We start from the raw sequence: 25360 nt of genomic DNA on the forward strand, positions 1-25360 counted from the left end.
CGGTGCGCCGGTGTGCATCGCGCCGGTCGTTGCGTTGCGGCTGACCGACTCGGGATCGCTATGCTGCCAGAACAATACTGACGACGCACGCCGTCAACACGCACAGACTCACTTTGTCCTTCAACGCGAATACGATCGGATCGTCATGCATCTTGCCGCGGAACGCCATGATCCACACCCGGCTGACCCAGAACAGCATCAGCCCGAACAATGCCCAGAGACCTTCCTGGTGGCGGTACATCAGCTGTACTTCAGGCGAATTCAGGTACAGCGCGAGCACCAGTGCCGCCGTGTAGCCGGCCGCGGTGCCGAATGACTGCAGGATCGCCAGATCCTGTGTGATGTAGCCACGTCCGGCCGCGGCAGACTTGCCTTCCTTCAGGATCACGTTCAGTTCGGCGTAGCGCTTGACCATCGCAAGGCTCAGGAAGATCGACACCGAGAACAGGATTAGCCAGTACGACAGCGGAATCTGCCCCGCCGCGCCGCCCGCAACTATTCGCGCTGTGTAGAGCGTGGCGAGCGAGAACACGTCGACGAGCATCAGCCGCTTCAGTACGAACGAATAGGCCAGCGTCAGCGCGAAATACAGGCCTAGCACCAGCACGAACTTCGGGGGCAGAAACGTCGTGAGTATCGCGGTGAGCGTCAGCAATACGGCGGTCAGCGCGACGCCAAACGACAGCGGCAGCTTGCCGGACGCAAACGGCCGGTTGCGCTTGCGAATATGGCGACGGTCCGCGTCGAGGTCGAGCATGTCGTTGACCAGGTACACGGACGACGCGCACAGACTGAACGCGAAGAACGCGATGGTCGCGTTGAGAACCGCGGTCGCATTCGTGAACTGGTGCGCCGCAAGCAGCGGCAGAAACACCAGCGTGTTCTTGCACCATTGATAGACGCGCGTCGCCTGCAGCACGACGCGCAGCGGCGGCTTCACCTCATCGAATAGAATGATCTGCTGATTGACCTTGCGGGCAGCGGCCGCAATCTTCTGGTTGCCGACCACGATTGCGGCATGCGCGCGCTTCCAGACTGGCACGTCGGCCATGTCGTTGCCGCAGTAGTCGAAGCCTTGCTCGCCGAAGCGGCCCGCAAGTGCGCTGGCCTTGTTGTTGCCGCGCAGGTTGAACTCGCCATTGCTGGCCATGACGCCACTGAAAATGCCGAAGTGCGCAGCGATCTGCTCTGCGAACTGTTCGTTTGACGCGGTGCACAGGTACAACTCGCGTCCGCTCTGCTGCTCGGTCCGAAGGTAGGCGACCAGCCGGTCGTTGTACGGCAGGATCCCGACATCGATCGTCACACGCTTCGCGATCTGGTCCTTCAGGTAACCTTTGCCGCGCATCAGCCAAACCACACACATGAAGAGGTAGAGCGGGTTTTTCTTGAGTAATACCAGAAGCGATTCGGCTAACAGATCGGTTCGCGCAAGCGTGCCATCAAGATCGACGCACAATGGAAGAGCGTGAGACGACATGGCAACACCTTTTGGCAAAAGAAGCGATTGATCGGCGCAAAACACGGGCATGCGGCCGTATGCAGGCCACAGTGCCGATCCTAAGGCCCGGTACTGGAGGCATCTGTTCGGCATCGCACATGGCGAAGCAGCGCCGCCGGGAGGTGGCAAATGGCATTGAAGTGCGCTATCGCACAGACGTGAAGTGCTGCGCCATTACGATGGCGGGATCAATGCTGGAATCGGCTGATAAATCCAGCCATATGATCAGGAGCTTCCAATGTCGAACCGAGTCGCGTTGCCCCGTCCTACCGCGTGGATCCTCCTTGCCTTCATCTACTACCTCGCCGCGGCGGCATCGTTCAGTGGCTTCTTCATCAAGTGGCAGTTTTCCGAGGTCGAGAAGTACTCGCTTCCGCAAATGCTGGAGGGCACGGCGATACGACCGTTCGTTTATCGGCAATTGCTGCCGATGACCGCCAATGCGATCGACAGCGTGATCCCGCAAAAATCCAAAACGACGTTCCTCAACAAGCTGGCCGAGGATCCGCCGGTCTCCAACCCCATCCATCGGTATTTCCCGAACGCCACCGACGCGGCCAATCCGCAGTACGCGCTGCGCTATTTTCTTGTCTATGCAATGTCTTTTTTGTCGATGTTCGCGGCGATGTTCGCAATTCGCGCCGCCTGCATCGAGGTCATTGGCGACAGGGTCGCCGCGACACTCACGCCGCTTGCGATTGCCGCAGTCTTTCCGCTGATCCTGACTGAAGGCGGCTACTACTACGACATGCCCGAACTGATGTTCATGGCGCTCGGAATCTGGCTTGCGGTAAAGCGCCGGATCGTTCCGCTTGCCATCGTCACCGCGATCGCCACGCTGAACAAGGAGTCGTACCTGCTGTTCGTGCTGACGCTCGTCCCGTTCATCGCGCTGCGCCACTCACGCAAGCAGACAATCATGCTGACCGGCGGCCTCCTCGCGCTCGCCGCAGCGGTCAACCTGTTGATCAAGTTCCGGTACGCGGGCAACGGCGGCGGCACGATGGAGTACCAACTCATGTCGCACATTCAGTACCTGATCAATCCGCGCAATTACTTCCGGATGGAGATGAACTACGGGATTCTGACGACGAAGGGATTCAACGTGGTTCATCTGCTGCTTGTCGCGCTATTGCTGAAGGCCAGCTGGCGGGGCTTGCCGCCGGTCGTGCGTACGCACGCGTGGATCGCGCTGGTGATCACCGTGCCGCTATTTATCGCCTTCTGCTATCGGGACGAACTGCGCAATCTGAGCCTGCTGACAATGACGCTCGCGTTTGTGACCTGCACGACTATTTCGACCGCGCTGCAGCAAGCGGCCGCGCGCGCGCAACGGCAGAGCGCACCGCTGCCGGCGGCACAGGCGCGCATGCCGGCATCCCGTGAACCGGTTGCCGCGCAGCAGGTAGCCCCGCGCTAACAGAATCTGTTGCGGCCGAACGCTCGTTGTGTTCCGGCTCTGCTGGCGCGCGTGATAGGTGAGATACCACACACTTCGATGAAGTCCGCCATTTCATATGGACGCATCTTTCGTCATGCTCGACCTGCCGCCAATTTTTCTCCAGAAACATCTTGAGCCATTCGAGAGGGTCGAGCCATGTCTTCCAACGCTGCCCTGAACGTAACCGGCCCTGAAACAGGGGGCGGTTTTATCGCGAGCCGATCGCGTCGGCATCTCTTCGGGCTGTGCCTGGTTGTATTCGTCACATCGATGCTCGAGGACATTGCCAACCGGCTTCTCGCGCACCTGGGGATGATCGGCAAGCACCCATCGGTCCTGAATTACGCATTGACCTGGGTGCGCTCGTTGCGGAACCCAGGCGACGTCGACGACTCCTGGGGACCCATGCGCGCCGCGCTCGGCTGGTTTCAGCAGCATGCCGACGGCCGTCTCTACGAGCACATATTCTTCGTGGAACGGGTCAAGTTCCAATACCCGCCGAGCAGCCTGTTGCCCCTCCATACGCTGTCGCAGTGGGGGATCGCTCCGTCCAACGCGCTCCTGAACTGGATCAACTTCTGGATGGTCCTGGCCAACGTTCTGGCCGCGGGCGCGCTGGCATTCACACTGGCGCGGCGCTCACCGGGCCATGCGCGACGGCGCTGGCAGTTTGCAGTCGTCAGTGCATTCGGCGCGCTGCTGTTTTGCCCGTTGCTCAAGGCGTTCGATTTGGGCCAGTTACAGGTCTGGATCAACGCGTTGTTCGCCCTGTCCGCGCTGGCGTGGCTCCTCGGCCGCAAGGAGCTGGCAGGTGTCCTGATTGGTTTGATATGTCTGCTCAAGCCGCAGTTCGTCATGTTCATGGTGTGGGGCTTGCTGAGGCGTGAGTGGCGCTTCCTTGTGGGCTGGGGCGTGGTCGCGGCGGTGGGGGGTGTCGCATCGCTTGCGGTGTTCGGCATACAGAACCATCTTGATTATCTCGCGGTGCTGCGTGCGCTGTCGCGCACCGGTGAAGCGTTCGTTGAAAACCAGTCGGTCAATGGCCTGCTGAACCGGCTGCTCGACACCGACGCGACGCCGGCCGTATGGAAGATCCACGAATTTCCGTCGTTCAATCCGATCGTCTACGCCGGCACGCTTGTTACCTCAGCCTTGATCGTCGGCGCAGCGCTGCTGATTCCGCTGCGCGGTAAGGGGGCCTCCGGGCTGCTCGACTTCCTCGGTGCGGCACTGTCGTTCACGATGGCCTCGCCGATCGCCTGGGATCATCACTACGGAGTCTTGCCGGTCATCTACATTGCGATGATGTTCGTATTGCTCAACCGCAGTACGTCACGCGGCAGAACTGTGGCACTGGCGGTCCTCTTGGTGTCGTACATCTTCACCGGCCACGGGCTCGGCGGCTCGTGCGCGCTGTGGGGCGCGCTTGCAATGCTCGGCCTCCTTTACTGGGCGAATCGGGCTCCGAGCGGTGTGGCGGAGACTGGGAGCGGTCAGCGCGAGCTGGCCACGTAACCGTCGGCCTCACAGCCCGGCGCACAGAACTCGCCGCAGAGGTCCCTGCGCCTGTCTGCCGCTCAGCTAGACCGATAAAGCGCTGCTCGAGCGGTCTTCGTGCCACGGTCACTTGTGGAAACAGGTGACGGTCCAGCAGCCACATTCCTCGTTTCGTCTGACATATCGACCGGGCAGCAGGATCGGACGTCGGCAGACGTTGCGCGTGCCGCCCTTATCGGGCAGGGCATGGCGCCGGAACAGGACCCATTGTCTGGGCTTTGCCGGGACGATTGGGCGCGCTCGCTGTCAGGCATGTGTGCCTCCACTGTGGGCTTCCGAACGGACGGTACCGTTCGCCGCAGCGGAATATGGGGGCGTACAACGAGGGGCGTGCCGAAAAAAAATCACATGGTTGCCGTCAAACGACTCGACATCGATTTGAAGTCGGCGCGGCTCACAAAGCGAACTAAGCGTCACGCGAGCGATTCGCGCGGTCCGCTCAGGTTATTCCGGAGACACGGTTTGTGATGTCTGCTGGAGTTCGTGGCAGGACGCGCCGGGGTGGTATCCGCCTCACCGCCTACCTAAAGGGCGGGGCGATTTCGAAAAATCGATATTCAAAGGTAACCCGTCCTATGAAACCAGTGGATGAAGGTAGTGGCGAGACAATTCTATCCGTGATAATTCCGGCGTATAACGTCGAGCATTATATCGGCCTGGCAATCAAATCAGCCCTCGCTCAGCCACGCTCCGAAGAGTTCGAGATCATCGTGATCGACGACGGATCGACGGACGGCACGTTGGCTCAGATCCTCAAAATCAAGGACAGCGCGCCTGAGCATCGTATCACCGTGATTCATCAGGAAAATCAGGGCGTGTGTGCAGCTCGCAACACCGCGATGAAGCACGCGAAGTCCCGTTATATCGCCTTTCTCGATTCCGATGACGAATGGGCGGCGAATTTCTCGGACATGATTATGCCGTTGCTCGATACCGACACGGCGGACATCATCGAATTCAACGTGGGTATGGCGAATCCCGACGGTCGCATCGTCGACGAGCTCCAGATCGTGAACGACGCAACGGTCGGCCTGCGTACCAACAATACCGCGAGGCTGCTGGAATTCGCGCGCATTTGCCAAATGCATTGCTGCCCGCGAATTTTTCGCCGCGACCTGTGGGATGGCGTAGATTTTCCAGCCGGCCGCGTCTACGAAGAATGCTCTGCAATGCCGATTGTCTATAAGCGCGCTCGCACTTTGTACGGCATTCCTGATCGGCTTTACTACTATCGTCGACGTCCAGGCAGTATCACGCAGGTCACGACGCTCAAGTCAGTCGAAAGTGTTGCTCAGTTCTCGGCCGAGGCCCTCGATAAGAGCGGATCTGGACAGGATGCCGCCTATTGGCTTCTGCTGTTTCATAAGTTTTTCGCCATCCAGTGTTTTCTGACTTCGCGTGTCGACTCGTCTGTGTTTCCTGCCGCAATGAAACTCGTCGAGGCGACCGCCGCAAAGTATGGGGATTTCGCCGTACAGCACAAAGAGCCGTTGCCCGCACTGCGCTTTCGCACGCAGATATTAGTCAACCGTCGCGTGTTCAAGGTGAAGCGAGTGATCAAGCGGGCGCTTGGCATGGAACTGCGGGCACCCGCGGTCGCACCACGGCGGATCGATCCGCCTGCTGCAAACGGCCAGCGCTGGGCCGGCAATCATAAGTGACTTTTCGGGGCGCGCGAGGCATGCAACTCTATCCACTACAAACATCTTTCACCGCCGGCGAGTCCTTCGACCTCGCGGTGCAGCCGCGCAACAGATTCTCGATCGCGATCTATCAGCAACAGGGCGCGGAGTCGATGATCTGCGTGGGCGGGGTAGTCGCGACGGGCACGCGGGACGTAACGGCAAAGCTGATCAACGGCAAGTACGTATTCGAATCGACGCGCGAGCGCATGCCGGTTCGGTTCGACACGGACTGGAACTGGCCGACGATCACGGTGAAGCCGGATATCGAGGGGATGGAAAGCGGGGCCTATGCGGCGATTGCGTACGAGGTCGGCCCGAGCGGTGAAGCGCTGACGGACCTGGGCCGCCGCTGCGTTGCGCGTCAGCCGATCTTCGCCACCCCGCCGGACAGTGACAGCATGGCGCTCATTATCGTGCGACCCCGTTCACCGGCCGCATCGATCGCGTACGTGGTGCCGATCGCGACGTACCACGCTTACAACTCGATGGGCGGCGGCTGCTTTTACGGCGATCCGGTTCACCGCACGCACCCGCAGACGAAAGTCACACTTCTGCGACCGGGCGGCGGCCTTGGCGCCCAACTTGGCTATCCTGACGATGCCTATGACCGGCGCTCGCCGCGCCAGCATTTCACGCATTGGGACGCGAAGTTCATCCGCTGGCTGCGCGCGCACGATTTCGCCTGTGACTTCTACACCGATGTGGACCTGCATCGCGCCACCGACCTGGATCTGACGCGATATCGCTGCATGCTGAGCGTCGGACACCATGAGTACTGGAGTCAGCCAATGCGCGACCATGTCGCGCGTTTCATTGCCGGCGGCGGCAATCTGGCCGTGTTCAGCGGTAATACCTGCTACCGCCCGGTCGATTTCGGGGCGCAGGCGGATGTGAACAATATCAAGGTAATGAACCGGCTTGCCGAATCCTGGCCGGATTACAGCGAGAGCAATCTTCTCGGTTTGAGCTACGGCTATGGCGGCGCGAAATACGGTGTCTGGAGCCGGCTCAGGCGCAAATGGGTCAAACCCGAACGCGAGCCAGTCGGCTATACGGTGCGGCTCGCGGACCATTGGGTGTTTGCCGGGACGCAGGTCAAGGACGCGCAGACGTTCGGCGCGGAAGATCGCCTGGTCGGCTATGAGGCCGACGGCGTGCCGCCCACACCGAACGGATTCGTGACACTGGCTAATTCGACGAGGCTCGTGGGTTGGGACGTAGGTGGCGCCGCTGCCATGGGCGTGTTTACACCCGATCTGGGTGGTGGGGCGAAGCCGGGGCAGGTGTTCAATTGCGGCACCACCGATTGGCCGCGCGTTCTGATGGATAAAAACGCTAGCAGCCACGCCATCGTGGCGCGGATTACGCTCAATGTAATGCGGAATTTCCTGGGCCTCGCTGCGCAAGACGCTTCACTGGAAGACACAACGCTTAGCGCGCCGCTTGCCCGCGAACGCGACGAACATGCAGCGCCGATCGGTGCGGGGAACTCATGATGGGCCCGCTTTGGATACTGACCTTCTTCCTCGGAGTGACGAGCGATGTCATGTCGGGGGCGATTCGCTACTACACGTCGCTGGCAGGCGTGCCGCAGGCCATTTATCTGCCCAAGGTGATGATGGCCCTGTGCATCACGCTCATCGTCCTGAGACGTCCCAAGGCAAGTCACGTATTCGTATTGCTGTTCTTCGCGATGCAGATTTGCGTGTCGCTTTTCAATGGCGTCACCCTCAACGCGGCGATTTTCTGGGCGTGGATGATGCTGCCGATGTTCTTTACCATGCTGGCGCCGCCAGAAGCGCTTGCGATTCTCGAGAGGCCCGGTGCACGAATGACGGTGGCGGTCATCGCCATCGTGTGTATGGCCGGCGTGCTGGTGAACTATTTCGGCTATATCAATCCGCTGCCCTGGGTCGGGGCGAACACCATGGTGGACGGCACGGCGGTACACGTCACGAATTCGAACTACGTCGGAGAGGCGCCGCGTTTGCCGGGTTTTGGGCGCGACAGCGCCGCAACGGGGCTCATGATCGGCCTGCTGACCACCTGGCTGCTGCCGCGATTTCGCTCGCTCAGTCTCGTTTCGATGATGCTCGCGGTGGCGGGACTCTCGATCTGGGCAACCACCAACAAGACCTCGCTGGTTGCGCTGGTGATCGTCCTCGGAATAGATCGTTTCTGCAGGCTGGAGACCATCCGCAAAGGCGTTATCTGGGCTGCGGCGGCGGCGCTTCTCGTACCGCTCGCTGCGTTCGTGATCTCGGCGGCGATCAATGACTCGATGTTTGACGGTGGTGCGCTCAGCTCGTTCCAGGATCGATTCGAGCGTACGTGGCCGCTCCTCTTGCAGGGCATGCTCCGCGAGAACCTGATCTGGTTTGGGATTGGTCCCGGCGGGTTTGGCGCGGCGACCGATTACTACCGCACCAACTTCGGTTTCAACATCGGCTATGCAGACAATATTACGCTGTACGCGATCGCGAACTTTGGCGTTATCGGACTGGTTATCTTCGCCACTTTGTTATCTAGAATACTGTTCTCCAGTGCCTCCAGAGATAGAGTGGCGTGGACGATGATGATGTTTCTGCTGATCAGCGGGGTCACCACGGATATCTTTGAATCGCTCGGCTGCCTGCTCTTCTTCGGCGTCACAGCGAAGACGCTCTGGCTAGGCGTGGGCGTACAGCGCTTCCGTATGCGTCCCGGTTTTGTGCTGTCCGTCAGGCATCGGAGATCGACGTTTCGATCATACAGACACGAAAAAATGAACTGACGTTGACGGGGTGCGGTTAGCCGACGAGCGCGGCCAGGGGGGTAGATGAAAGTTCAGAGAGACAGGCGATCGAGTCGGATCGTGATTCTCCTTGTGGGCTGCGTCGGATTGGCGCTTGCGCTTGCAGGTTCATTGGCTATTCGAGCCTTTGCCATGCCGGCGGGGTCGGTGGTGATCCTGAGCGGCGTGGCAACGAAGGACGAACAGCCCTACGTCCAGCTGCCGTCGTTCGCGGCGGCTCGGGCCGATACGGGTGTGGCGATCCACGAGGTCAACGATACGCGCTTGCTGGATGCTGTGAAAGACGTGGGCTTCTCTTTTGTTCGTACGGATCTCTTCTGGGAAGACGTCCAGGCGCCCGACGGCTGGCATTTCGGCGCATACGACAAGCTGGTATCGGATGGCGCGGCAAGAGGTCTGGGGGTGCTGTTTATCCTCGGCTATAAGCATTATGAGTTCAGCCCGGATCAGCCACCGACGACAACGAGTCAGCTTAGAGCGTTCTACACGTATGTTTATCAGTCAGCGCAACGCTATCGCGGTGCCAACGTAAGGTTCGAGGTCTGGAACGAAGAGGATCACAAAATGTACTGGCTGGCTGACCCTTCTCCCCCGAAATACCGGAACCTGCTGACGACCGCGGTGAAGGCAGCCCGCGCAGCCAATCCGGACGTCAAGATTGCGTCGGGAGGCGTGCAGCAGATCAACCGCGCATTCATTCGGGCCGTCGGTGATATTTCCAGTGCGACGCTGCGTGGCGCCGACGCGATCAGCGTGCATCCCTACCGGCAGCGAGATCCGGAGTCGGTCTTCGCCGACTACCGTGAATTGCGCGAGGACCTGGCGAACTACAAGAATGCGCCGGCCATCTGGGCAACCGAATGGTCATACCCGAGCTACGGCTACAAGTATGTCTCCGGGATCGACAACGGGCATTCGCCGAAAGCGCGTGCACGCCAGGCGAGATATGCGGTGCGGCGATTTCTGGTCGACTGGATCGCCGAAGTGGGGCTCACGGCTTACTACGACATGCGCAACGACGGTGCGAGCCCGACGAATCAGGAGCACAACTTTGGTCTGCTGGATGAGAACAACAACAGGCTGCCGGCCTATGACGCATCGAAGTATCTGTTCTCATTTACGGCCGATGCAACCAGTGCGAAGTACTTCATCAACGAACACGAGAGATATATCGTCCTCAAACTAGGGACCAGAGCGGGCACGGTGAAATATGTGCTCTGGTCCTATGACGACGGAAATGCATTGAGGTTGGACGTGTCGCACTTGCCGCGTCGTGCAGTCGTGACTGACATGTATGGCAAGGTTTTGACGACGACGGATTTGCTTGCAGTCCCTGAAACGCTTGGGCCGGTTTTTGTCAGCGTGCCGTCGTAGCGTTACACATACGGCGTGAATGGAAGTTCCCGGGCAGTTCCACTTGGACAGCAGTCTGGAAAGTGGAAGCTTGTGTGTTCTAACGAGGTCACCCTCGTCTTTTATCGCGGAAAATAAAATGAGTTCATACATCGGGCAGTCGCCAATGGGCATGATTCCCGCCAAAAACGACGGATTTTCCGGCCTTTGGCGAAGCATCGCCCGACACAAGTTGCTATTTTCAACGATTGTCGGCGTGTGCTGTCTGGCGGGCGGCCTGTACATTCTGAGCGCGACGCCGCAATACCGGGCTGACGCGCTGTTGCGTGTGCAGATCAAGCCAGGCGCATCGATCAGCGCGCTGTCCGACGTATCGGGAACTATGTCGGCCGACCAGTCCGCCGACGATGAAACCGATGTTCTGAGTTCGCGCACGATTGTCGGCGAAGCAATCGCGGCAACGGGGAGCGATACGGTCGTGCAAACGGAAAGTTACTTTCCGTTGTTCGGCCGCTATTTCGCATCGCGCCATGCTGCCGGCAACCGGTTGAGGAAGCCGTTTCTGGGGCTGAGCGGATTCGCCTGGGGCGGCGAGCAACTGAAGCCCGGGATCTTCCAGGTGCCTGACGCCGCGCTGGGCGAAAAGTTTCGTGTGGTGACAGGTGAAGACGGCAACTGGACCCTGTATGACAAGGACGGCCATCAACTTGTCCAGGGCCGTGTCGGGGAAACCGCGACTTTCCAGGTCACGAACGATGATGAAGCCGGGTCGGGCAAACTGCGGATCGACGTCCTGCGCGCGCGGCCGGGTATCGAGTTCTCGCTGTCCAGGCTGTCGCCGCAAGCGGCTTATGAAGACGTCCGCAGTCGGTTGAAGACTGCCGTAACCGCCCAGACTACGTCGTTGCGGGACTCGTCGATGATGAGGTTGAGCTATCAGACGACTTCAGCGATGGGCGCGGAACGGATGGTCAACGCGATCGTCAATGCTTTCGTGAAGCGCAATGTCGACGATCGCGCTGCTCAGGCACACGTGAAACTCCAAACCCTGAGCGAACGGCTGCCGAAACTGAAGGCGGAGCTGCAGACCGCGGAAGACCGCCTGAATGATTTTCGGACGCAGAATCAGGCCATCGACATGGATCAACAGGGCGCATCGCTCATTTCTCGTATGAATGGGCTCGTTGAAAGGCAGGCGCAGTTGCGACTCGACTTCGAAGACAAGCGTCAGCTCTTCGGTCCGGAAAGCCCGACGTACAGAGGACTGGTTCAGCAATTGGAGCAGGTGGGCCGCGAGATTTCGCGCACCGGCGAGCTCACGAAGAATCTGCCGGCCACCCAACGCGAATTCGTGAGACTGTCCAGCGATGTCTCCATCAACAAGCAGATTTACACCGGCGTGCTGGCCAATATTCAGCAGCTCGAAGTAGCGGCAGCGAGTACTGCGTCTGGCGTGAACGTCATGGACTGGGCCGTTGCGCCGGAGAAGCCGTCGTGGCCGCGCAAGGCGATCATCCTGCTCGGTTCGTTCCTCGGCGGGTTGTTTGCCGCAACGGTCACGGTTCACTTCGTGTCGCTTCAGCGCAGGGAATTCCGTACGCCGCAGGAAATTGACTACGTTTCCGACCTGCCGCGTCTCGCCGTGGTTGCGCGATCCAAGGCGCAGTTGCGCGGCGTTGTCGACTCGCGCAACAATCAGGATCAACCGATGAAACTGCTCGCGGTGAGCAGTCCGCGAGATCCGAGTGTCGAAGCATTGCGTGCATTGCCGAGCAGCGTGCGAGCCATGCTTGCGAAAGTCAGCAGCGAGCGGACCAACAAGGTGATTCTGTTCACCGGCCCGACACAAGGCGTGGGGAAAAGCTTCGTTTCGTCAAACTTCGCCTACCTGTTGTCGCAAACCGAAGAATCGGTTCTTCTGATCGACGGCGACATGCGGCAAGGGAAACTGGGCCGTCTGCAGCAGGACCCCGCGGGGCCCGGACTGGCGGAAGTACTGAAGAAAACGGCGACGCTCGACGAAGCGATCGTGAGGCAGGATGGAACCAATCTGTCGGTGATGGGAGCGGGCGACGCTTATCCGTCGAATCCTGCCGAACTTCTCAGCAGTCCCGCTTTCCGGGAGATGCTCAGCACGCTGCGCGAAACCTACGATTTCGTGGTGATCGACTCGCCACCGGTTCTACCAGTGAGCGATGCCGTGACGATCGCGGCGCAAGGTTGCGACCTGGTTCTGCTCGTGTCGCGCGCCGACCATACCGGTTCCCGCCAGCTGGAAGAAACGCTTCAGCGTCTGGCGAACGTCGGTGCAAATGTCGGTGGACATATTTTCAACGGCTTTCTGCCGTCGCGATATGGCGAGAATGACGAGTACGGCCTGAAAGGCGGCCGGCGCTATTGAACCCGACCCGGACCTGATTCTGGTGGACCGGCAGTCAGGTCCGGGCACACGCTCCTACAACCCGCTGATCTATAGCTGCTATTTTTTCCGAATACGCGTGCGCCGGTGCTGCCCTGTGTAGTTTGGACGATAGGAAAGTAATGTCACTACGAGAAAAAGCGATTTCCGGGGCGAAGTGGTCGGCGACGTCGATGATCCTGACGGTCAGCGTACAGTTCGTGCAGGTGGCCATATTGGCCCGCTTGCTGAGGCCGGCCGAGTTGGGTTTGGTGAGTATGGTTTCGCTGTTCACGACGCTGGCCGACATGTTTCTCGACATGGGACTGAGCACGGCGATCGTACAGCGTAAGAACGTGACCACGCAGGAGTTGTCATCGCTGTACTGGCTCAATGTCATGTTCGGTGCGGTCCTTGGCGGGGTCTTGCTTGCCGGAAGCGGTCTCGCGGCGTGGTTTTTCTCGGAGCCCGAGCTCAAGTCGCTGATGGGTCTCGGTGCACTGTTGTTCTTCATCTCGCCGCATGGTTTGCAGTACCGGTCGCTGATGGAGCGGGAGCTGATGTTCAATATGCTCTCGAAGATCGAGGTTGCGTCCACTCTGATGTTGTTCGTCACGACGCTTGTCTTCGCGATGCGCGGCTATGGCGCCTACGCTCCGATTTTCGGGGCGCTGGCCGGAACGGCATGTCGTACGCTTATGCTCAATGTAAGCGGGCGCAAGCTGCACAAACCCGCATGGCGATTCCGACTCGCGGACACGAGGTCGTATCTAGGCTTTGGCGTCTTCCAGGCCATGGACGCGATGGTGTTCTACCTGAACTTCAATTTCGGCGGCATCGTGGCGGGCCGGGCGTTAGGCGCGGCAACGCTTGGGGGCTTCAACCTCGCACACAATTGCGCCGTCGGTTTTCCGGCGCGGCTCAACCCGTTCTTCACGCGCGTACTCTTTCCGGTCTTTTCGATCATCCAGGACGACACGGCGAAGCTTCGTACGAACTACTTCAAGCTGACGGGTTTCATGGCGATGTTCAACTTTCCGCTCGTGTTTGGGCTTCTGATCGCGGGCCCTGATTTTGTCGTGAGCATGTTCGGTGCGAAATGGCTCTGGATTACACCGATCATGCAAGTGCTTTGCCTGGTAGGAGCATTCCGTTCAATAGGCCATCCAGTCACCTCGCTGATGATGGCGACCGGAAAGATCAGGCTGAGTTTCTGGTTCAACCTGGCGAAAACCGCGACGATGGTGCCGGCCATTATCGTTGGCGCTTATCTGGGTGGTGCACTAGGCGTCGCATTGGGGTTACTCGCGGTCGAAGTGATCGCTTTCCTGCCGATGTATCTGCTCTTGATCAAGCGCGTGCTGGGTCCGAGTTTCGGCGAATATCTCAATGCCTGCTTCATTCCGCTGCGAATGACCGTGCCGATGGTGGCGAGCGTCTGGATCGCGTCCGGTCTGCTGCAGGGGTCCGTGCACCCTGGCGTAAAGCTGGTTCTGGAGATTGCGCTGGGTGCGGTGGTTTTCGGCGCAACCTTCCTGCTGGACCGATCGCTACTGTGCGCCGAGATCCGCGGCATTGTGCTCAAAATGGTCCGCAACGTGGCGTTGCGGCAGGGGCTGCAGTAATACTCTCTGCGCCTGAACGTCAAACGCTTCTCGAGAGAACCTCACCCGGAAAGAATCCACCTGTTCGGGGAACGGGTCGGCGGTGAGTGCGGAAAAGATCCTTTCGATGAACACGTCCTGATCGATCGTGAACAGAAAACAGCACTGCGCCCGGCAAGTCAGAACGGCCTCGATTATCACGACATCATGTCGTCATAATCGAGGCCGTGGAGATTGCTGCTTGGTGCCATGGCCTTCGATACAACGTTCCTGCTGAACCTGAGCGCGCTACTTTGTACCGAGATCCGCGGTATTGTGCTCGAGATGGGCCGCAACGCGACGTTGCGGCACGGGCTGCAGTAAGACTTCCTGCGCCTGAGCATCGAACGCTTCACGAGAGAATCGCACCCGAAAAGAATCCGTCAGGCCAGAGAGCGGATAGGCAGGTGCTGAAAAGATCTTTTCGACGAACGCGTCGTGATCGTGAACAGGAAACAGCAATTCGGCCGGCAAGTAAGAGCCGAGTGCCGATACCTGCGATGCCACGATAGGGCGCCCGGCCAGCACGGCCTCGATCATCACAAGCGGCACGCCCTCATAGGCCGAGGGCAACACGACGACGTCGCTCGCCAGGATGTAGGGCAGCACGTCGGCTTGCGGGCCGATGATGCGCACGCAACGCGACAGAACTTCGCTCCCTTGCACCGCTTGTTGTAACTTATCCGCGTCGGGGCCGTCACCGACGATGAGCACAATGCTATTCGCAAAGGCATCGGGGTGCTTCTCGATGGCGGCGAGCAGGAAGCTTTGCCGTTTATGCTGAAAGTGAATCCGGCCAATCTGCGCGCAAATGAACTTTCCGCTTTGCGGCAAACCGAGTGAGCTACGCGCCGTTTCACGGGTAAGCGTGGAACGGCTGAATCGATTGTCGACATAGTTTTCGAGAATCGCGGCGGGCGTGTCCGGCGCCTGCTTCAGCAGTTTTTCGCGCAGATGATCGTTGAGCGTGATGTACTGGTGCGGCAGCCGGTACAACGCGCGTTTAACGCGCGATTTGACGCGTTCGGCAATGGGCGCGCCCGCTTGCGCGGCATCATCTATTAGTGGAATGTAGCTGACGGCAGTCGTGCGAGCCAGTCGCGCAGCAAGCAAACCGGTAATTGCCGACACGATCGTGCCTTGAGCGATCACGAGTTTCGTCAGATTCAGCGTGCGCAATTTGGCCGCGGTGCTCCATGACGTCGCCAGTAGCGCGAGAGGATTGCCGTGAATCGACTCGGTCGTGAAAGGTAGCGGGGTGACGACGACCTGGCGATGCTGGGCCGCAATGTCGCTCGCAAAATCGGACATTGGCTTATTCTGGGTCGGTACCAGAATATGAAAGCTGACAATTCCCGGAGACTTCACAAGCGCGAGAATCAGTCGCTTGAGCATTTCTTCGTGACCGCCGTTGACACCCGAATCGCAATAAATGCCCAACCTCACTGATGTTCTCCTTAAACTCGGAATAGGCCCGGCGGCCACGCCGAGCGGACAGAGCCCGAGGGCCCCCGCCGCAAGACTGCAAAGCGCCTTTATGGGTTGCGCCAGGATCGATTGATGACTTGCCGGAGCATCTCGGCGCTTGTGTCCCAGCGGAATCTGGCCGCGTGCGAATAACCACGCTCGATCATGGTCGATCTGATGTCCGGCATACGGAGCAGCGTGCGCATCTTGTCCGCAATATCTTCTGAAGAGAAGGGGTCGCAATAGAGCGCTGCGTCGCCGCACGTTTCCGGTAATGCCGAAGAGCGGGCCACGATAACCGGGCAGCCGCAGCGCATGGCCTCGAGCGGTGGAATGCCAAATCCTTCGTAAATAGAGGGATAAACGAAGCAGTGCGCATGCTGATACAGGGCCTTCAACTTCTGATCGTTGAGATACCCCACGGCTTTGATGTTTGGCGCGATGGCTCGCATGTCCTGAACCTCGCCGAACACGCTCGCGTTCTTCATACCAACAATCACCAGATCAATCGAAGGATCATTGAGCTGGCGGAAGGATTCGAGAATGCGGCCAAAGTTCTTGGTGGGGTTCATGTTGCTGACCGCAAGGACGAAACGCTTCGACACGAGGCCGTGTTCCTGCAAAACACTTGCGTCGGGTGTGATCGCATCCAGGTGATCCGCCCCAAGCGGAACGACGCTGATGCGTTCGGCCGGCACAGCGCAATGGTGCGCGAGGCGCTGCCGCGAGAAATCCGAATTGGTCACCACGCAACTCGATGTTCGCGCCAGAATCCAGAACATGAATCGGTACCATGCACGGAAGCGCCGCGAGAAATGCGCCGGCACATCGTATACCGCCGCGTCGTGCATGTAGATGACCTGGTTCAGACGAAAGATCGAGGCCGAGTTGCTGAGATTGACAATACGATGCCGGCCCGCGAATACGGGAAGCACGAGCTGTTCCCAGAACACGCCTTTTCCAAAGCCGATTTTGACTAAATGGGTGCCATCCACGGACTGCAGTTCCGGCTGCGGCGGAACGACAACGGTGACGCCACCATTGTCCGGTAGGTGTCCAAGCGCAGCGATCAGCTCACGCGCCACGCGCTGTACCCCCGTCGTCTTCTGAGTAGCGAATCGACCGTTGTAGATGAATGAGGGTGCGGCAGGTTGCATGTTTTTCAACCGTGATCTCCGGTTAGCTATTGACGTCATAAGGGTGAGCGATGTCAACGATCAGCGGCTCATTGCGGGTAATGCGCTCGTCGGCCAGGCCGTAAAGCAGTTGCCATTCGCGAAAGATCAGGTCCATTGAAAAGCGCTCCATCGCCCGTTTTCTTGCTGCGGCACCCATTTGCTGACGAAGCGTCGGGTTGTCACGCAGAAGAGCGAGATATTTCGCTAACTCTTCGTCGTTGGACGCCACAAAGCCGGTAACGCAATGAACGACAATGTCGCGATTGCCCACAACGTTGGTCACCACTGCGGGAATACCCGCGACTTGTGCTTCGATTAGCGCCATCGGCATTCCTTCCCAGCGTGACGTCTGAACATAGACGTCAAGTTGTGACATCAGCTCCAATGCGCGCGCACGGGTGACCCAGCCGCTGCACGTGACCGCGTCGCCGCGGTACACGTCGGGCACTTCTTCTTCGGTCCCACCGATCCACATAAAGCTCACGGAGGGATCGCGAAATTCGTTCGCCAGCTTGAGAAACACCTCATGGTTCTTCTGGAACGAAGCGCGGCCCGTCATGCCGATCATCACCTTGTCGTCGCTTCGTTTGCGGCGCTGGGGGATTTCATTGATATCGACGCCGTTCTCGATCAGGACGGACGAGTGCGCGTGAACCCGGCCTTTGATTTCATGAAGTTCACTACGTGAACATGCAACGATCGTTCCGCCAATGAAGTTGGCGAGACGTTCAAAGCTCAAATAGGTGTACTGTTTCGCAGCCGATACATCACGCCGGAGAAAGGCGGGGCCGTGCGGTGAATAAAATACTTTGGCGTGAGGGGACGCTATTTTGGCCGCGGCTCGCCCGAGAACACCTGCTTTCGACGAGTGAAGGTGGATGACTTGCGGATTACGGTCACGTAAATTTTGAACTAGCGCGAGCAGGCTGGACCAGTCTTTCTTGAAACTGATCTCTCTGCACATCGATACGTGAGTCATCTTTACTTTTGGATGAAACAGACTTTCGAAGTTTGCAGGCGTTTCTCGCCGTAACGAGTAAATCACGGATACATTTGCCCCCGCTTCCGCGGCGCGATTGGAAAGCTCGGTCAGCATCGACAGAACCCCCCCTCCGAAGGCTTCCGTGATATGCACGATGTCTTTCATATGTCTGATCCCGTTATCGAGATTGTGGTAAGCGAGTTGGAACTGTCCAACTGAATGCGTGTTCAGACGGCCCGTTTTCAATCGATTCTTCGGTGATGGAAATCATCGAAGTCCAATCATCAAATGCGGGACTTTGCAGACCTTCCTTAGATGGAAGCACTGGCGCAGGGTGATCTTCTCCTCACGTGAGCCATAGCTCTGTCTGATAGCGCACGCTGAAACCCGGATAGACGGATATCGGAATGAGCGTGCCGTGGGAAAACGAGTCTGCTGTCGAGCAGATCAAATCAAGCAAGGAGAAGAACGGTGAGAGGCAAGACAAGGCGTGCACGGTACGCGCTCGAGTTCGAGTTGCTGGCGGTGGCTGCTCGAAGGCGACTCAAGACACGGCGATACTGGACGTGGTTGGACAGACGCAGTGCAACCCGGGGTGAAGGATGACGCGGAAGGCGGGCAAGCGGAATCTGAAGAAGTGCGCGGCGTAGTTCGTGCGCCCTTGCGCGGACAACGAATTGACGATTCTTGCCATTCTGCACAGCCGGCGAAAATTTCGCGATTACATGGACTACTCATCGAGCAAGGCGGTCCGTCGTATCGATTGGTCGATAGAGGTTGATCGCCAGGTTCGGGTGTATGTGGCGTTAAAGGATGGATCTTTCGAATCGCCGCCGGAGATTCAATCCGCTGTGGCGAAATTTACGAGCGAAGGTGCTCGCGAGAAGATTCGTTGTACGGTCGTCGCTTTCGTTTCCGTACCTCATGGCTGGCCCGCGATGGACAGGGTGCTTGCCTTGTTGTCGTTAGTTGGCGAGCCAGATGCATCCTACGTCGCAGGAGAGTCACTCGCTCGGTGTAGGCAGATCGCTGTGACTGCGAGCTGATTTGCCTGGGATCGCAGAGCACAACGGCGTGGATGCTGAGACGTAAGTCAGCGTAAGGGGCAGGACGAAAAGTCACTTTTCCGGGCGTGAGACCGATTTCGTTTCGTCTGCGAAGTGGCGACCCAAAGGTTTTCGAGCGGACCGTTTCCAGACCCGGAGCCCCTGAAAGAGCCGGCCGCGTCGACAGAGCAGACCGTCGACCCGCCTGAGGCGGGATGGCGTTTTTCTCGACTATTTGCACGTCAAGGGTATTCCCTGGTCACCGCTTATACGCGGATAGTTCGGCGTACGTCCCGCTGAGCGGCCGTTCGCGGATCAGCAAGGCCCGATTTGGAACGGGCGGGCAAAATCCGCGCAGGTCACTGTTTTTGAAGGAAATTATTCCACTGTGCTCACTTTTTTTTGCGACGCGGGGGGCGCTCCTAGGCGAACAAAACTCCGCGTGGAGTGAATCTCGCCAATGCAGCGCCATCCTTCTTGAATTTGTCACCACCCGTCCATATAATTAGCACTCGCTGCACGAGAGTGCTAACAACATCGCCGGTTGGCTCGACCAACCGGGTTTTCTCAGCGTTCTTCAGTCTCAATCAAGAGAGGAGTATGTATGAACCTTCGTCCTTTGCATGATCGCGTGATCGTCAAACGTCTGGATCAAGAAACCAAGACCGCGTCGGGCATCGTGATCCCCGAAGCCGCAGCGGAAAAGCCGGATCAAGGCGAAATCCTCGCAGTCGGCCCGGGCAAGCGTGACGACAAGGGCGCAGCAATCGCGCTCGACGTGAAGGTTGGCGACCGCGTCCTGTTCGGCAAGTACGCAGGCCAGACCGTCAAGGTCGACGGCAACGAACTGCTCGTGATGCGCGAAGAAGACATCATGGCCGTGGTGCAGAAGTAAGCGCAAAGCCGCTACTTTTCCCGGTCATATCCAAAGAATTCAAGGAGTTAGAAGATGGCAGCTAAAGACGTCGTATTCGGTGATTCCGCCCGTGCCAAGATGGTCGAAGGCGTGAACATTCTCGCGAACGCTGTGAAGGTCACGCTGGGTCCGAAGGGCCGCAACGTTGTCCTGGAACGCAGCTTCGGCGGCCCGACGGTCACCAAGGACGGTGTGTCGGTCGCAAAAGAGATCGAACTGAAAGACAAGCTCCAGAACATGGGCGCGCAGATGGTCAAGGAAGTCGCTTCCAAGACCAGCGACAACGCAGGTGACGGCACCACGACCGCAACGGTTCTGGCTCAGTCGATCGTTCGTGAAGGCATGAAGTACGTCGCATCGGGCATGAACCCGATGGACCTGAAGCGCGGTATCGACAAGGCTGTTGGAGCTGCGATCGAAGAACTGCGCAAGATCAGCAAGCCGTGCACGACCAACAAGGAAATCGCTCAAGTCGGCGCGATCTCGGCGAACAGCGATTCGTCGATCGGCGACCGTATCGCTGAAGCGATGGACAAGGTCGGCAAGGAAGGCGTCATCACCGTCGAAGACGGCAAGTCGCTGCAAGACGAGCTGGACGTTGTCGAAGGTATGCAATTCGACCGCGGCTACCTGTCGCCGTACTTCATCAACAACCCGGACAAGCAAGTTGCTGTGCTCGACAACCCGTTCGTGCTGCTGCACGACAAGAAGGTGTCGAACATCCGTGATCTGCTGCCGGTACTCGAACAAGTCGCGAAGGCTGGCCGTCCGCTGCTGATCATCGCTGAAGACGTCGAAGGCGAAGCGCTGGCTACGCTGGTTGTCAACAACATCCGCGGCATCCTCAAGACCGTTGCTGTGAAGGCTCCGGGCTTTGGCGATCGTCGTAAGGCGATGCTGGAAGACATCGCGATCCTGACCGGCGGTCAGGTCATCGCTGAAGAAACCGGCCTGACGCTCGAGAAGGCAACGCTGGCTGAACTGGGCCAGGCAAAGCGTATCGAAGTGGGCAAGGAAAACACGACGATCATCGACGGCGCTGGCGAAGCTGCCAACATCGAAGCACGTGTGAAGCAAGTTCGCACGCAAATCGAAGAAGCAACGTCGGACTACGACCGTGAAAAGCTGCAAGAGCGCGTTGCCAAGCTGGCAGGCGGTGTTGCAGTGATCAAGGTCGGCGCTGCGACCGAAGTCGAAATGAAGGAAAAGAAGGCACGTGTCGAAGACGCACTGCACGCAACGCGCGCAGCTGTGGAAGAAGGCATCGTGGCTGGCGGCGGCGTCGCGCTGATCCGTGCACGTACGGCAATCGCCGGCCTGAAGGGCGCTAACGCCGATCAGGACGCAGGTATCAAGATCGTGCTGCGCGCGATGGAAGAGCCGCTGCGCCAGATCGTCACGAACGGTGGCGAAGAAGCGAGCGTCGTGGTGGCAGCTGTTGCTGCTGGCCAAGGCAACTACGGCTACAACGCAGCAACCGGCGAGTACGTCGACCTGGTTGACGCAGGTGTCGTGGATCCGACGAAGGTGACGCGCACGGCGCTGCAAAACGCAGCATCGGTCGCTGGTCTCCTGCTGACGACCGACGCAGCTGTTTGCGAACTGCCGAAGGAAGATGCACCGATGCCTGGCGGCATGCCCGGCGGCATGGGCGGCATGGGCATGGACATGTAATTCCGCTTGGGCCTCCTTGCGAGGCCCGGTTGGAAGCGCATGGGGAAGTGCGCCGCAAGGCGTGCTTCTCAAAAGAAAAAACCCGCAGAAATGCGGGTTTTTTCTTTTGAGCCGAGTGAAAGAGGGTGGCGGGCTTGCGTTGTTACGCGCCGGCTTCCTGGCCTGCCGTCGCCAGCGAGTTCTCGCGCAAGTGGGCGAATATGCGTGCGACGCTTTCTCCCGGCGTCAGCGCGGCTGTATCGATGCGAAGCTCGGGGTCGTCCGGGGCTTCATAAGGGGCCGATACGCCGGTAAACGAACTGATTTCGCCGGACAAGGCTTTCGCGTAGAGGCCTTTCGGATCGCGCCGTACGCATGTATCGAGCGGCGCGCAGAGATAGGTTTCGATAAATTTGTCTCGCCCGATAATGTCGCGCGCCATCGCCCGGTCTTCGCGCATCGGCGAGATGAGTGCGGTGATGACAATGAGGCCCGCGTCGTTCATCAGTTGGGCAACATGCGCCACGCGGCGGATATTTTCGTGTCGATCTTTCCTGTCGAAGCCGAGATCGCGAGCAAGGCCATGACGGACGTTGTCGCCGTCGAGCACGTAGCACGCATGGCCCAAGCCGACGAGTTGCCGTTCCAGTTCGAAGGCGATCGTGGACTTGCCCGCTCCGGATAGACCGGTGAGCCAGACCGTGACCGGTCTTTGACGAAAGATGCGCATCCGGTCCTGAGTGCCGATGGCGCCGTGGCAACGTTGCACGAAAGTGTGGGGCTGTTCCATGGTGAGTTCCTCAGCGCTCAGGCGCAGTGCCAGCCTTGCCGCCAGATTCCCGCGTTGTTCAGGCTCTCGGGCGAATTTGCGATTGCAACGTGAAAGCCGCCCTGAACATGGGCCGGCAGCGGAATGGAGAATCCGCTGTGGGCGCTCGGGTAGCCTGCGCCAGCCACGTCGGGGCGCGACTCGCCGCTCCAGCCTCTCGCGACGACCTCGTCGCCCACCCGAACCTCGAGCGGCACTTTTTCTTCCGGCCGGCTGAGATTGACGGCCCAGCCCGTCACCGCGCCGTTGTGAACCGTGTCGACGAAGCCTTCGAACATGTCCGCGAGAACGGGCTGGCGGCTTTGCGCGAACTCCAGGTAGGCATTGATCGGCGCCAGGTCGAATCGGCCGATGACGCTCTTGACTTTGGCGAGGAACGCTTCGTCGAAGCCGAAAACCATCGAACTGTAGATGTGCGGGTTTTCAAGCCGATTGATTTCCTTCTGTATAACCTGGACCATTTCCAGCGCATTCGAAAAGACGTGGCCCGCTTCATCCACCTGGTTTTGGATTAGCCGCTTGGCGTCGTGAAAGAGTTCGTAATCGAGATGATTGTCTTCCAGAAACTTTTGTCTGGCTGCATCGCTTAAAGGAATGTCGCCTTTTGGCGTGCCGATCGTTCTATTGGCTTCGAAATAAAACGGTAATTTCAATCCGCTCATGCCGGCGAGCCGAAGTAGAAATTCGCTCATGTTCTCGCAGAGGCCGACCGTGCCGATATGCTGGCGAAGATGGCTTTGCGCGAGCGCAAGGCTGCTTTCGTTGAGCACGGGATGACCGCTCAGCATCTGGACAAACAGATTCTTCCCGGCAAGCGATTCACCGACCCATTCGTCGAGGGACATCGCGCCTTGCTGGACGAGGGCCTCGGGCATCGACACGCTCACTCCGCGCTTCACCTCCCCATTCTTGCCGCTCGCGGCATACCAGTAATGCGATATCTGGCGCGCGAGCGGTTCGCGCAGAATGCTGCAGTAGCGCACCGGGTGCTTGATTGCCCGATGCATGCCAAACGGGTGATGGCCGCCGCCGATTCCGTTTTCCAGCAGTTTGGCGCGGCAGCTTCCCCAACCATCCTGATCCCATACAAAATTCACGAACCGGTCTTTACCCATATTCAGATCGAAAAACGAAATGACGGTCGAACCGCCGCTTTTCGGAGGATGGATGAAAAAAATCGGAAAGGGCATATGGGGACATATGTCAAGTTCGTGAATGGTCAAGTCTAGCGTGGCGCATGCCACCACGTTGTAACGTTTAATTACGCGATACAGCGTTCGGTAATGCTGTGCAAGCAGAATTTATGCTAGATCGATAAAAGCGGAACCTGGAATAAAAAAACCCGCATAAATGCGGGTTTGATATATGCCGTTTTCGCGGCACGGTGAGGAGTCAGTGCCGCGCTTCGCCCGGCGCAGCGTCTTTGCCAGCGGTAGGGGGCGCTTCGTCGTCGCTGCTGCGCGCCCAGAAGAAGCGGTCCGGCATATACGCGCCCATGCCCGGCCGGAACGCGTTGCGCACCGCCTGATACAGGTATTCCTGCGCCTCGCGCACTGCTTCCGCGGGTTCCTGGCCATTGGCCAGCAGCGCCGCGATTGCCGACCCGAGCGTATCCGTCAGGCCCATGATCCGATGGCTGCCACGGTCCCACATGTCCTGGCGCAGCTGGCCGTCTTCGCTGAAGAGCGTATTGACGAGTCGGTGTGTGCCAGTTTCCGTCGACAGAATGTATTCGCAGCCCTGCGACAGCAAATGCGAGATCGCGGCGTCCAGACTCGGCGCTTCGGCGTCGCCATCCGGCTGCGCGAGCGCGAGGAGTGTGGCCGAATCGGCGACTAGCAGGGTGGTTTGCGGCGCGAGCAGATCGGCGATCGCTTCGCGCAGTTCGTCGGCGGCGAGCACGTGTTCGTCGTCGAGCGTGAAGTCGGGGGCGAGAATCAGCGGAATGTCGTCGTAATCGGCGACGACTTCGGCAATCGCGCTCACCACTTCCGCGCGCGTGCACGCGCCGACCTTGAACGCGGCGATCGGCATGTCTTCGAGCAGCATCCGCGCCTGAGTCGCGACGACTTCGGGGTCGAGCCCGGTGACTTCGTCGCAGCTTGCCGAGTCGCGCACGGTGTAGCCCGTGAGCACGGAAACGCCGTGGCAGCCCATGCTGGCAAGGGTCATCAGGTCGGCTTGCAGGCCGGAGCCACCGGTGGGGTCGGAAAGGCCGAAGGTGAGGACGATCGGAGGCGTGTCGCTGGGCATGAAGATTGACAAAAAGGTGCAGGATTTTGGCGCGGGAGGTGCGCAATCGGCTCAATTATGCGGCCTAATCCGTTGCGGGGGCGTTTTTTTGCACGCGTGGGCCGGTTCTCGTCAGCGCGCGGCGGCTCGTCTGGCGGTACGCCGCGAGTGCCCGTTGCAGCGGGCACGCGCTATACAGGAGCGGTCTCTCCATACGTGGCGGCTGCGCGTTTCTGATTGCTAGGCATTGGGGCGGCAACACGGTACCATCATGGCTCCCGTTTCCACGGACTCTACGACGCGACACAAGAATGGAATATCAAAGCTGGATGTGCCTGATTTGCGGCTGGATTTACGACGAAGAAGCCGGTTTGCCGGACGAAGGCATTGCGCCGGGCACGCGCTGGGAGGACGTTCCGATCAACTGGACCTGCCCGGAATGCGGCGCGCGCAAAGAAGACTTCGAGATGGTCCAGATCTGAAATCGGTCGGGTAGCCGGTTTAGCCGGCTGGAGCCCGGAGCATATTGCACGCGAGCGGCAGCCGCCCACATGCCGGCTGCGCCGCCGGTGCCCGAAATCCTGCCCCACTGCGTCGGCGCGGAACATCGTCGACTGTGCCGTGTCGCAACGGTAGTCTGTCATTGTCCTGTCGCCGGTTCGCGCGTTAGCCGATCAGTCTGCGT

The 25360-nt window shown here is 59.1% G+C and carries 19 protein-coding genes; 12 read left to right on the top strand and 7 right to left on the bottom strand.

Annotation, left to right across the window (positions count from 1 at the left end; all coding sequences use genetic code 11):
- Positions 1–58: 58 nt before the first annotated feature.
- Positions 59–1480 (bottom strand): UbiA family prenyltransferase, encoded by a 1422-nt coding sequence (locus B0G69_RS09585; RefSeq protein WP_121319270.1) that lies wholly within the window; start codon positions 1478–1480, stop codon positions 59–61.
- 259 nt (positions 1481–1739) lie between these two features.
- On the opposite strand from B0G69_RS09585, the gene B0G69_RS09590 reads away from it, so the two are divergent.
- From B0G69_RS09590 to B0G69_RS09625, 8 genes are all read left to right on the top strand, one after another.
- Positions 1740–2921 (top strand): hypothetical protein, encoded by a 1182-nt coding sequence (locus B0G69_RS09590; protein ID WP_121316658.1) that lies wholly within the window; start codon positions 1740–1742, stop codon positions 2919–2921.
- A gap of 177 nt (positions 2922–3098) precedes the next feature.
- The gene (locus tag B0G69_RS09595) at positions 3099–4457 is read left to right on the top strand and encodes a glycosyltransferase family 87 protein (RefSeq protein WP_121316659.1); all 1359 of its coding nucleotides are present in this window, start codon (positions 3099–3101) and stop codon (positions 4455–4457) included.
- 617 nt (positions 4458–5074) lie between these two features.
- Complete coding sequence (locus B0G69_RS09600) at positions 5075–6160, top strand: glycosyltransferase family 2 protein (protein ID WP_121316660.1); 1086 nt, start codon at positions 5075–5077, stop codon at positions 6158–6160.
- A 20-nt stretch (positions 6161–6180) separates the two neighbouring features.
- Complete coding sequence (locus tag B0G69_RS09605; protein ID WP_241991288.1) at positions 6181–7680, top strand: N,N-dimethylformamidase beta subunit family domain-containing protein; 1500 nt, start codon at positions 6181–6183, stop codon at positions 7678–7680.
- Positions 7677–8957, top strand: a complete 1281-nt coding sequence (locus B0G69_RS09610) for a hypothetical protein (RefSeq protein WP_147440715.1) — start codon at positions 7677–7679, stop codon at positions 8955–8957. The genes B0G69_RS09605 and B0G69_RS09610 overlap by 4 nt, the downstream gene beginning before the upstream one ends.
- Before the next feature lie 81 nt (positions 8958–9038).
- Positions 9039–10352 carry a cellulase family glycosylhydrolase gene (locus tag B0G69_RS09615; RefSeq protein WP_241991289.1) on the top strand — a complete coding sequence of 438 codons (1314 nt, stop codon included), beginning with the start codon at positions 9039–9041 and terminating at the stop codon, positions 10350–10352.
- Positions 10353–10470: 118 nt separating this feature from the next.
- A complete protein-coding gene (locus B0G69_RS09620; RefSeq protein WP_158608932.1) occupies positions 10471–12732 on the top strand; it encodes a polysaccharide biosynthesis tyrosine autokinase in 2262 nt (753 codons plus the stop codon).
- Between the two features lie 140 nt (positions 12733–12872).
- A complete protein-coding gene (locus tag B0G69_RS09625; protein WP_121316664.1) occupies positions 12873–14354 on the top strand; it encodes an MOP flippase family protein in 1482 nt (493 codons plus the stop codon).
- A 267-nt stretch (positions 14355–14621) separates the two neighbouring features.
- Here B0G69_RS09625 and B0G69_RS09630 read toward each other — a convergent pair whose 3' ends face one another.
- The 3 genes from B0G69_RS09630 to B0G69_RS09640 are packed head-to-tail and all read right to left on the bottom strand — an operon-like array spanning position 14622 to position 18164.
- Entirely contained in the window at positions 14622–15857 is a 1236-nt protein-coding gene (locus tag B0G69_RS09630; RefSeq protein ID WP_241991291.1) for a glycosyltransferase, read from the bottom strand.
- 50 nt (positions 15858–15907) lie between these two features.
- On the bottom strand, positions 15908–16996 hold the full coding sequence (locus tag B0G69_RS09635; RefSeq protein ID WP_121319272.1) for a glycosyltransferase family 1 protein: 1089 nt from the start codon (positions 16994–16996) through the stop codon (positions 15908–15910).
- Between the two features lie 22 nt (positions 16997–17018).
- The gene (locus B0G69_RS09640) at positions 17019–18164 is read right to left on the bottom strand and encodes a glycosyltransferase (RefSeq protein WP_121319274.1); all 1146 of its coding nucleotides are present in this window, start codon (positions 18162–18164) and stop codon (positions 17019–17021) included.
- A gap of 1485 nt (positions 18165–19649) precedes the next feature.
- Between B0G69_RS09640 and groES the strand changes: the two genes are divergently transcribed.
- Positions 19650–19940 (top strand): co-chaperone GroES, encoded by a 291-nt coding sequence (gene groES / locus B0G69_RS09650; protein ID WP_008923887.1) that lies wholly within the window; start codon positions 19650–19652, stop codon positions 19938–19940.
- Between the two features lie 54 nt (positions 19941–19994).
- A complete protein-coding gene (gene groL / locus B0G69_RS09655) occupies positions 19995–21635 on the top strand; it encodes a chaperonin GroEL (RefSeq protein WP_121316667.1) in 1641 nt (546 codons plus the stop codon).
- 142 nt (positions 21636–21777) lie between these two features.
- Here the strand turns inward: groL and cysC are convergent, their stop codons facing one another.
- Together cysC and B0G69_RS42925 are read right to left on the bottom strand one after the other, a co-directional pair.
- A complete protein-coding gene (cysC, locus tag B0G69_RS09660) occupies positions 21778–22404 on the bottom strand; it encodes an adenylyl-sulfate kinase (RefSeq protein WP_121316668.1) in 627 nt (208 codons plus the stop codon).
- A 17-nt stretch (positions 22405–22421) separates the two neighbouring features.
- Positions 22422–23105 carry a hypothetical protein gene (locus B0G69_RS42925; protein WP_347232459.1) on the bottom strand — a complete coding sequence of 228 codons (684 nt, stop codon included), beginning with the start codon at positions 23103–23105 and terminating at the stop codon, positions 22422–22424.
- A 57-nt stretch (positions 23106–23162) separates the two neighbouring features.
- Between B0G69_RS42925 and B0G69_RS42930 the strand changes: the two genes are divergently transcribed.
- Positions 23163–23672: a hypothetical protein gene (locus B0G69_RS42930; RefSeq protein ID WP_347232460.1), complete on the top strand. Its 510-nt coding sequence runs from the start codon at positions 23163–23165 to the stop codon at positions 23670–23672.
- A gap of 163 nt (positions 23673–23835) precedes the next feature.
- Here the strand turns inward: B0G69_RS42930 and B0G69_RS09670 are convergent, their stop codons facing one another.
- Complete coding sequence (locus tag B0G69_RS09670) at positions 23836–24696, bottom strand: hydroxymethylpyrimidine/phosphomethylpyrimidine kinase (protein ID WP_121316670.1); 861 nt, start codon at positions 24694–24696, stop codon at positions 23836–23838.
- Between the two features lie 290 nt (positions 24697–24986).
- Between B0G69_RS09670 and B0G69_RS09675 the strand changes: the two genes are divergently transcribed.
- A complete protein-coding gene (locus B0G69_RS09675) occupies positions 24987–25157 on the top strand; it encodes a rubredoxin (RefSeq protein ID WP_006047743.1) in 171 nt (56 codons plus the stop codon).
- Positions 25158–25360: the final 203 nt, after the last annotated feature.

It is taken from the genome of Paraburkholderia sp. RAU2J (genome assembly GCF_003634845.1).
In the GTDB taxonomy this organism is placed as follows: Bacteria; Pseudomonadota; Gammaproteobacteria; order Burkholderiales; family Burkholderiaceae; genus Paraburkholderia; species Paraburkholderia fynbosensis.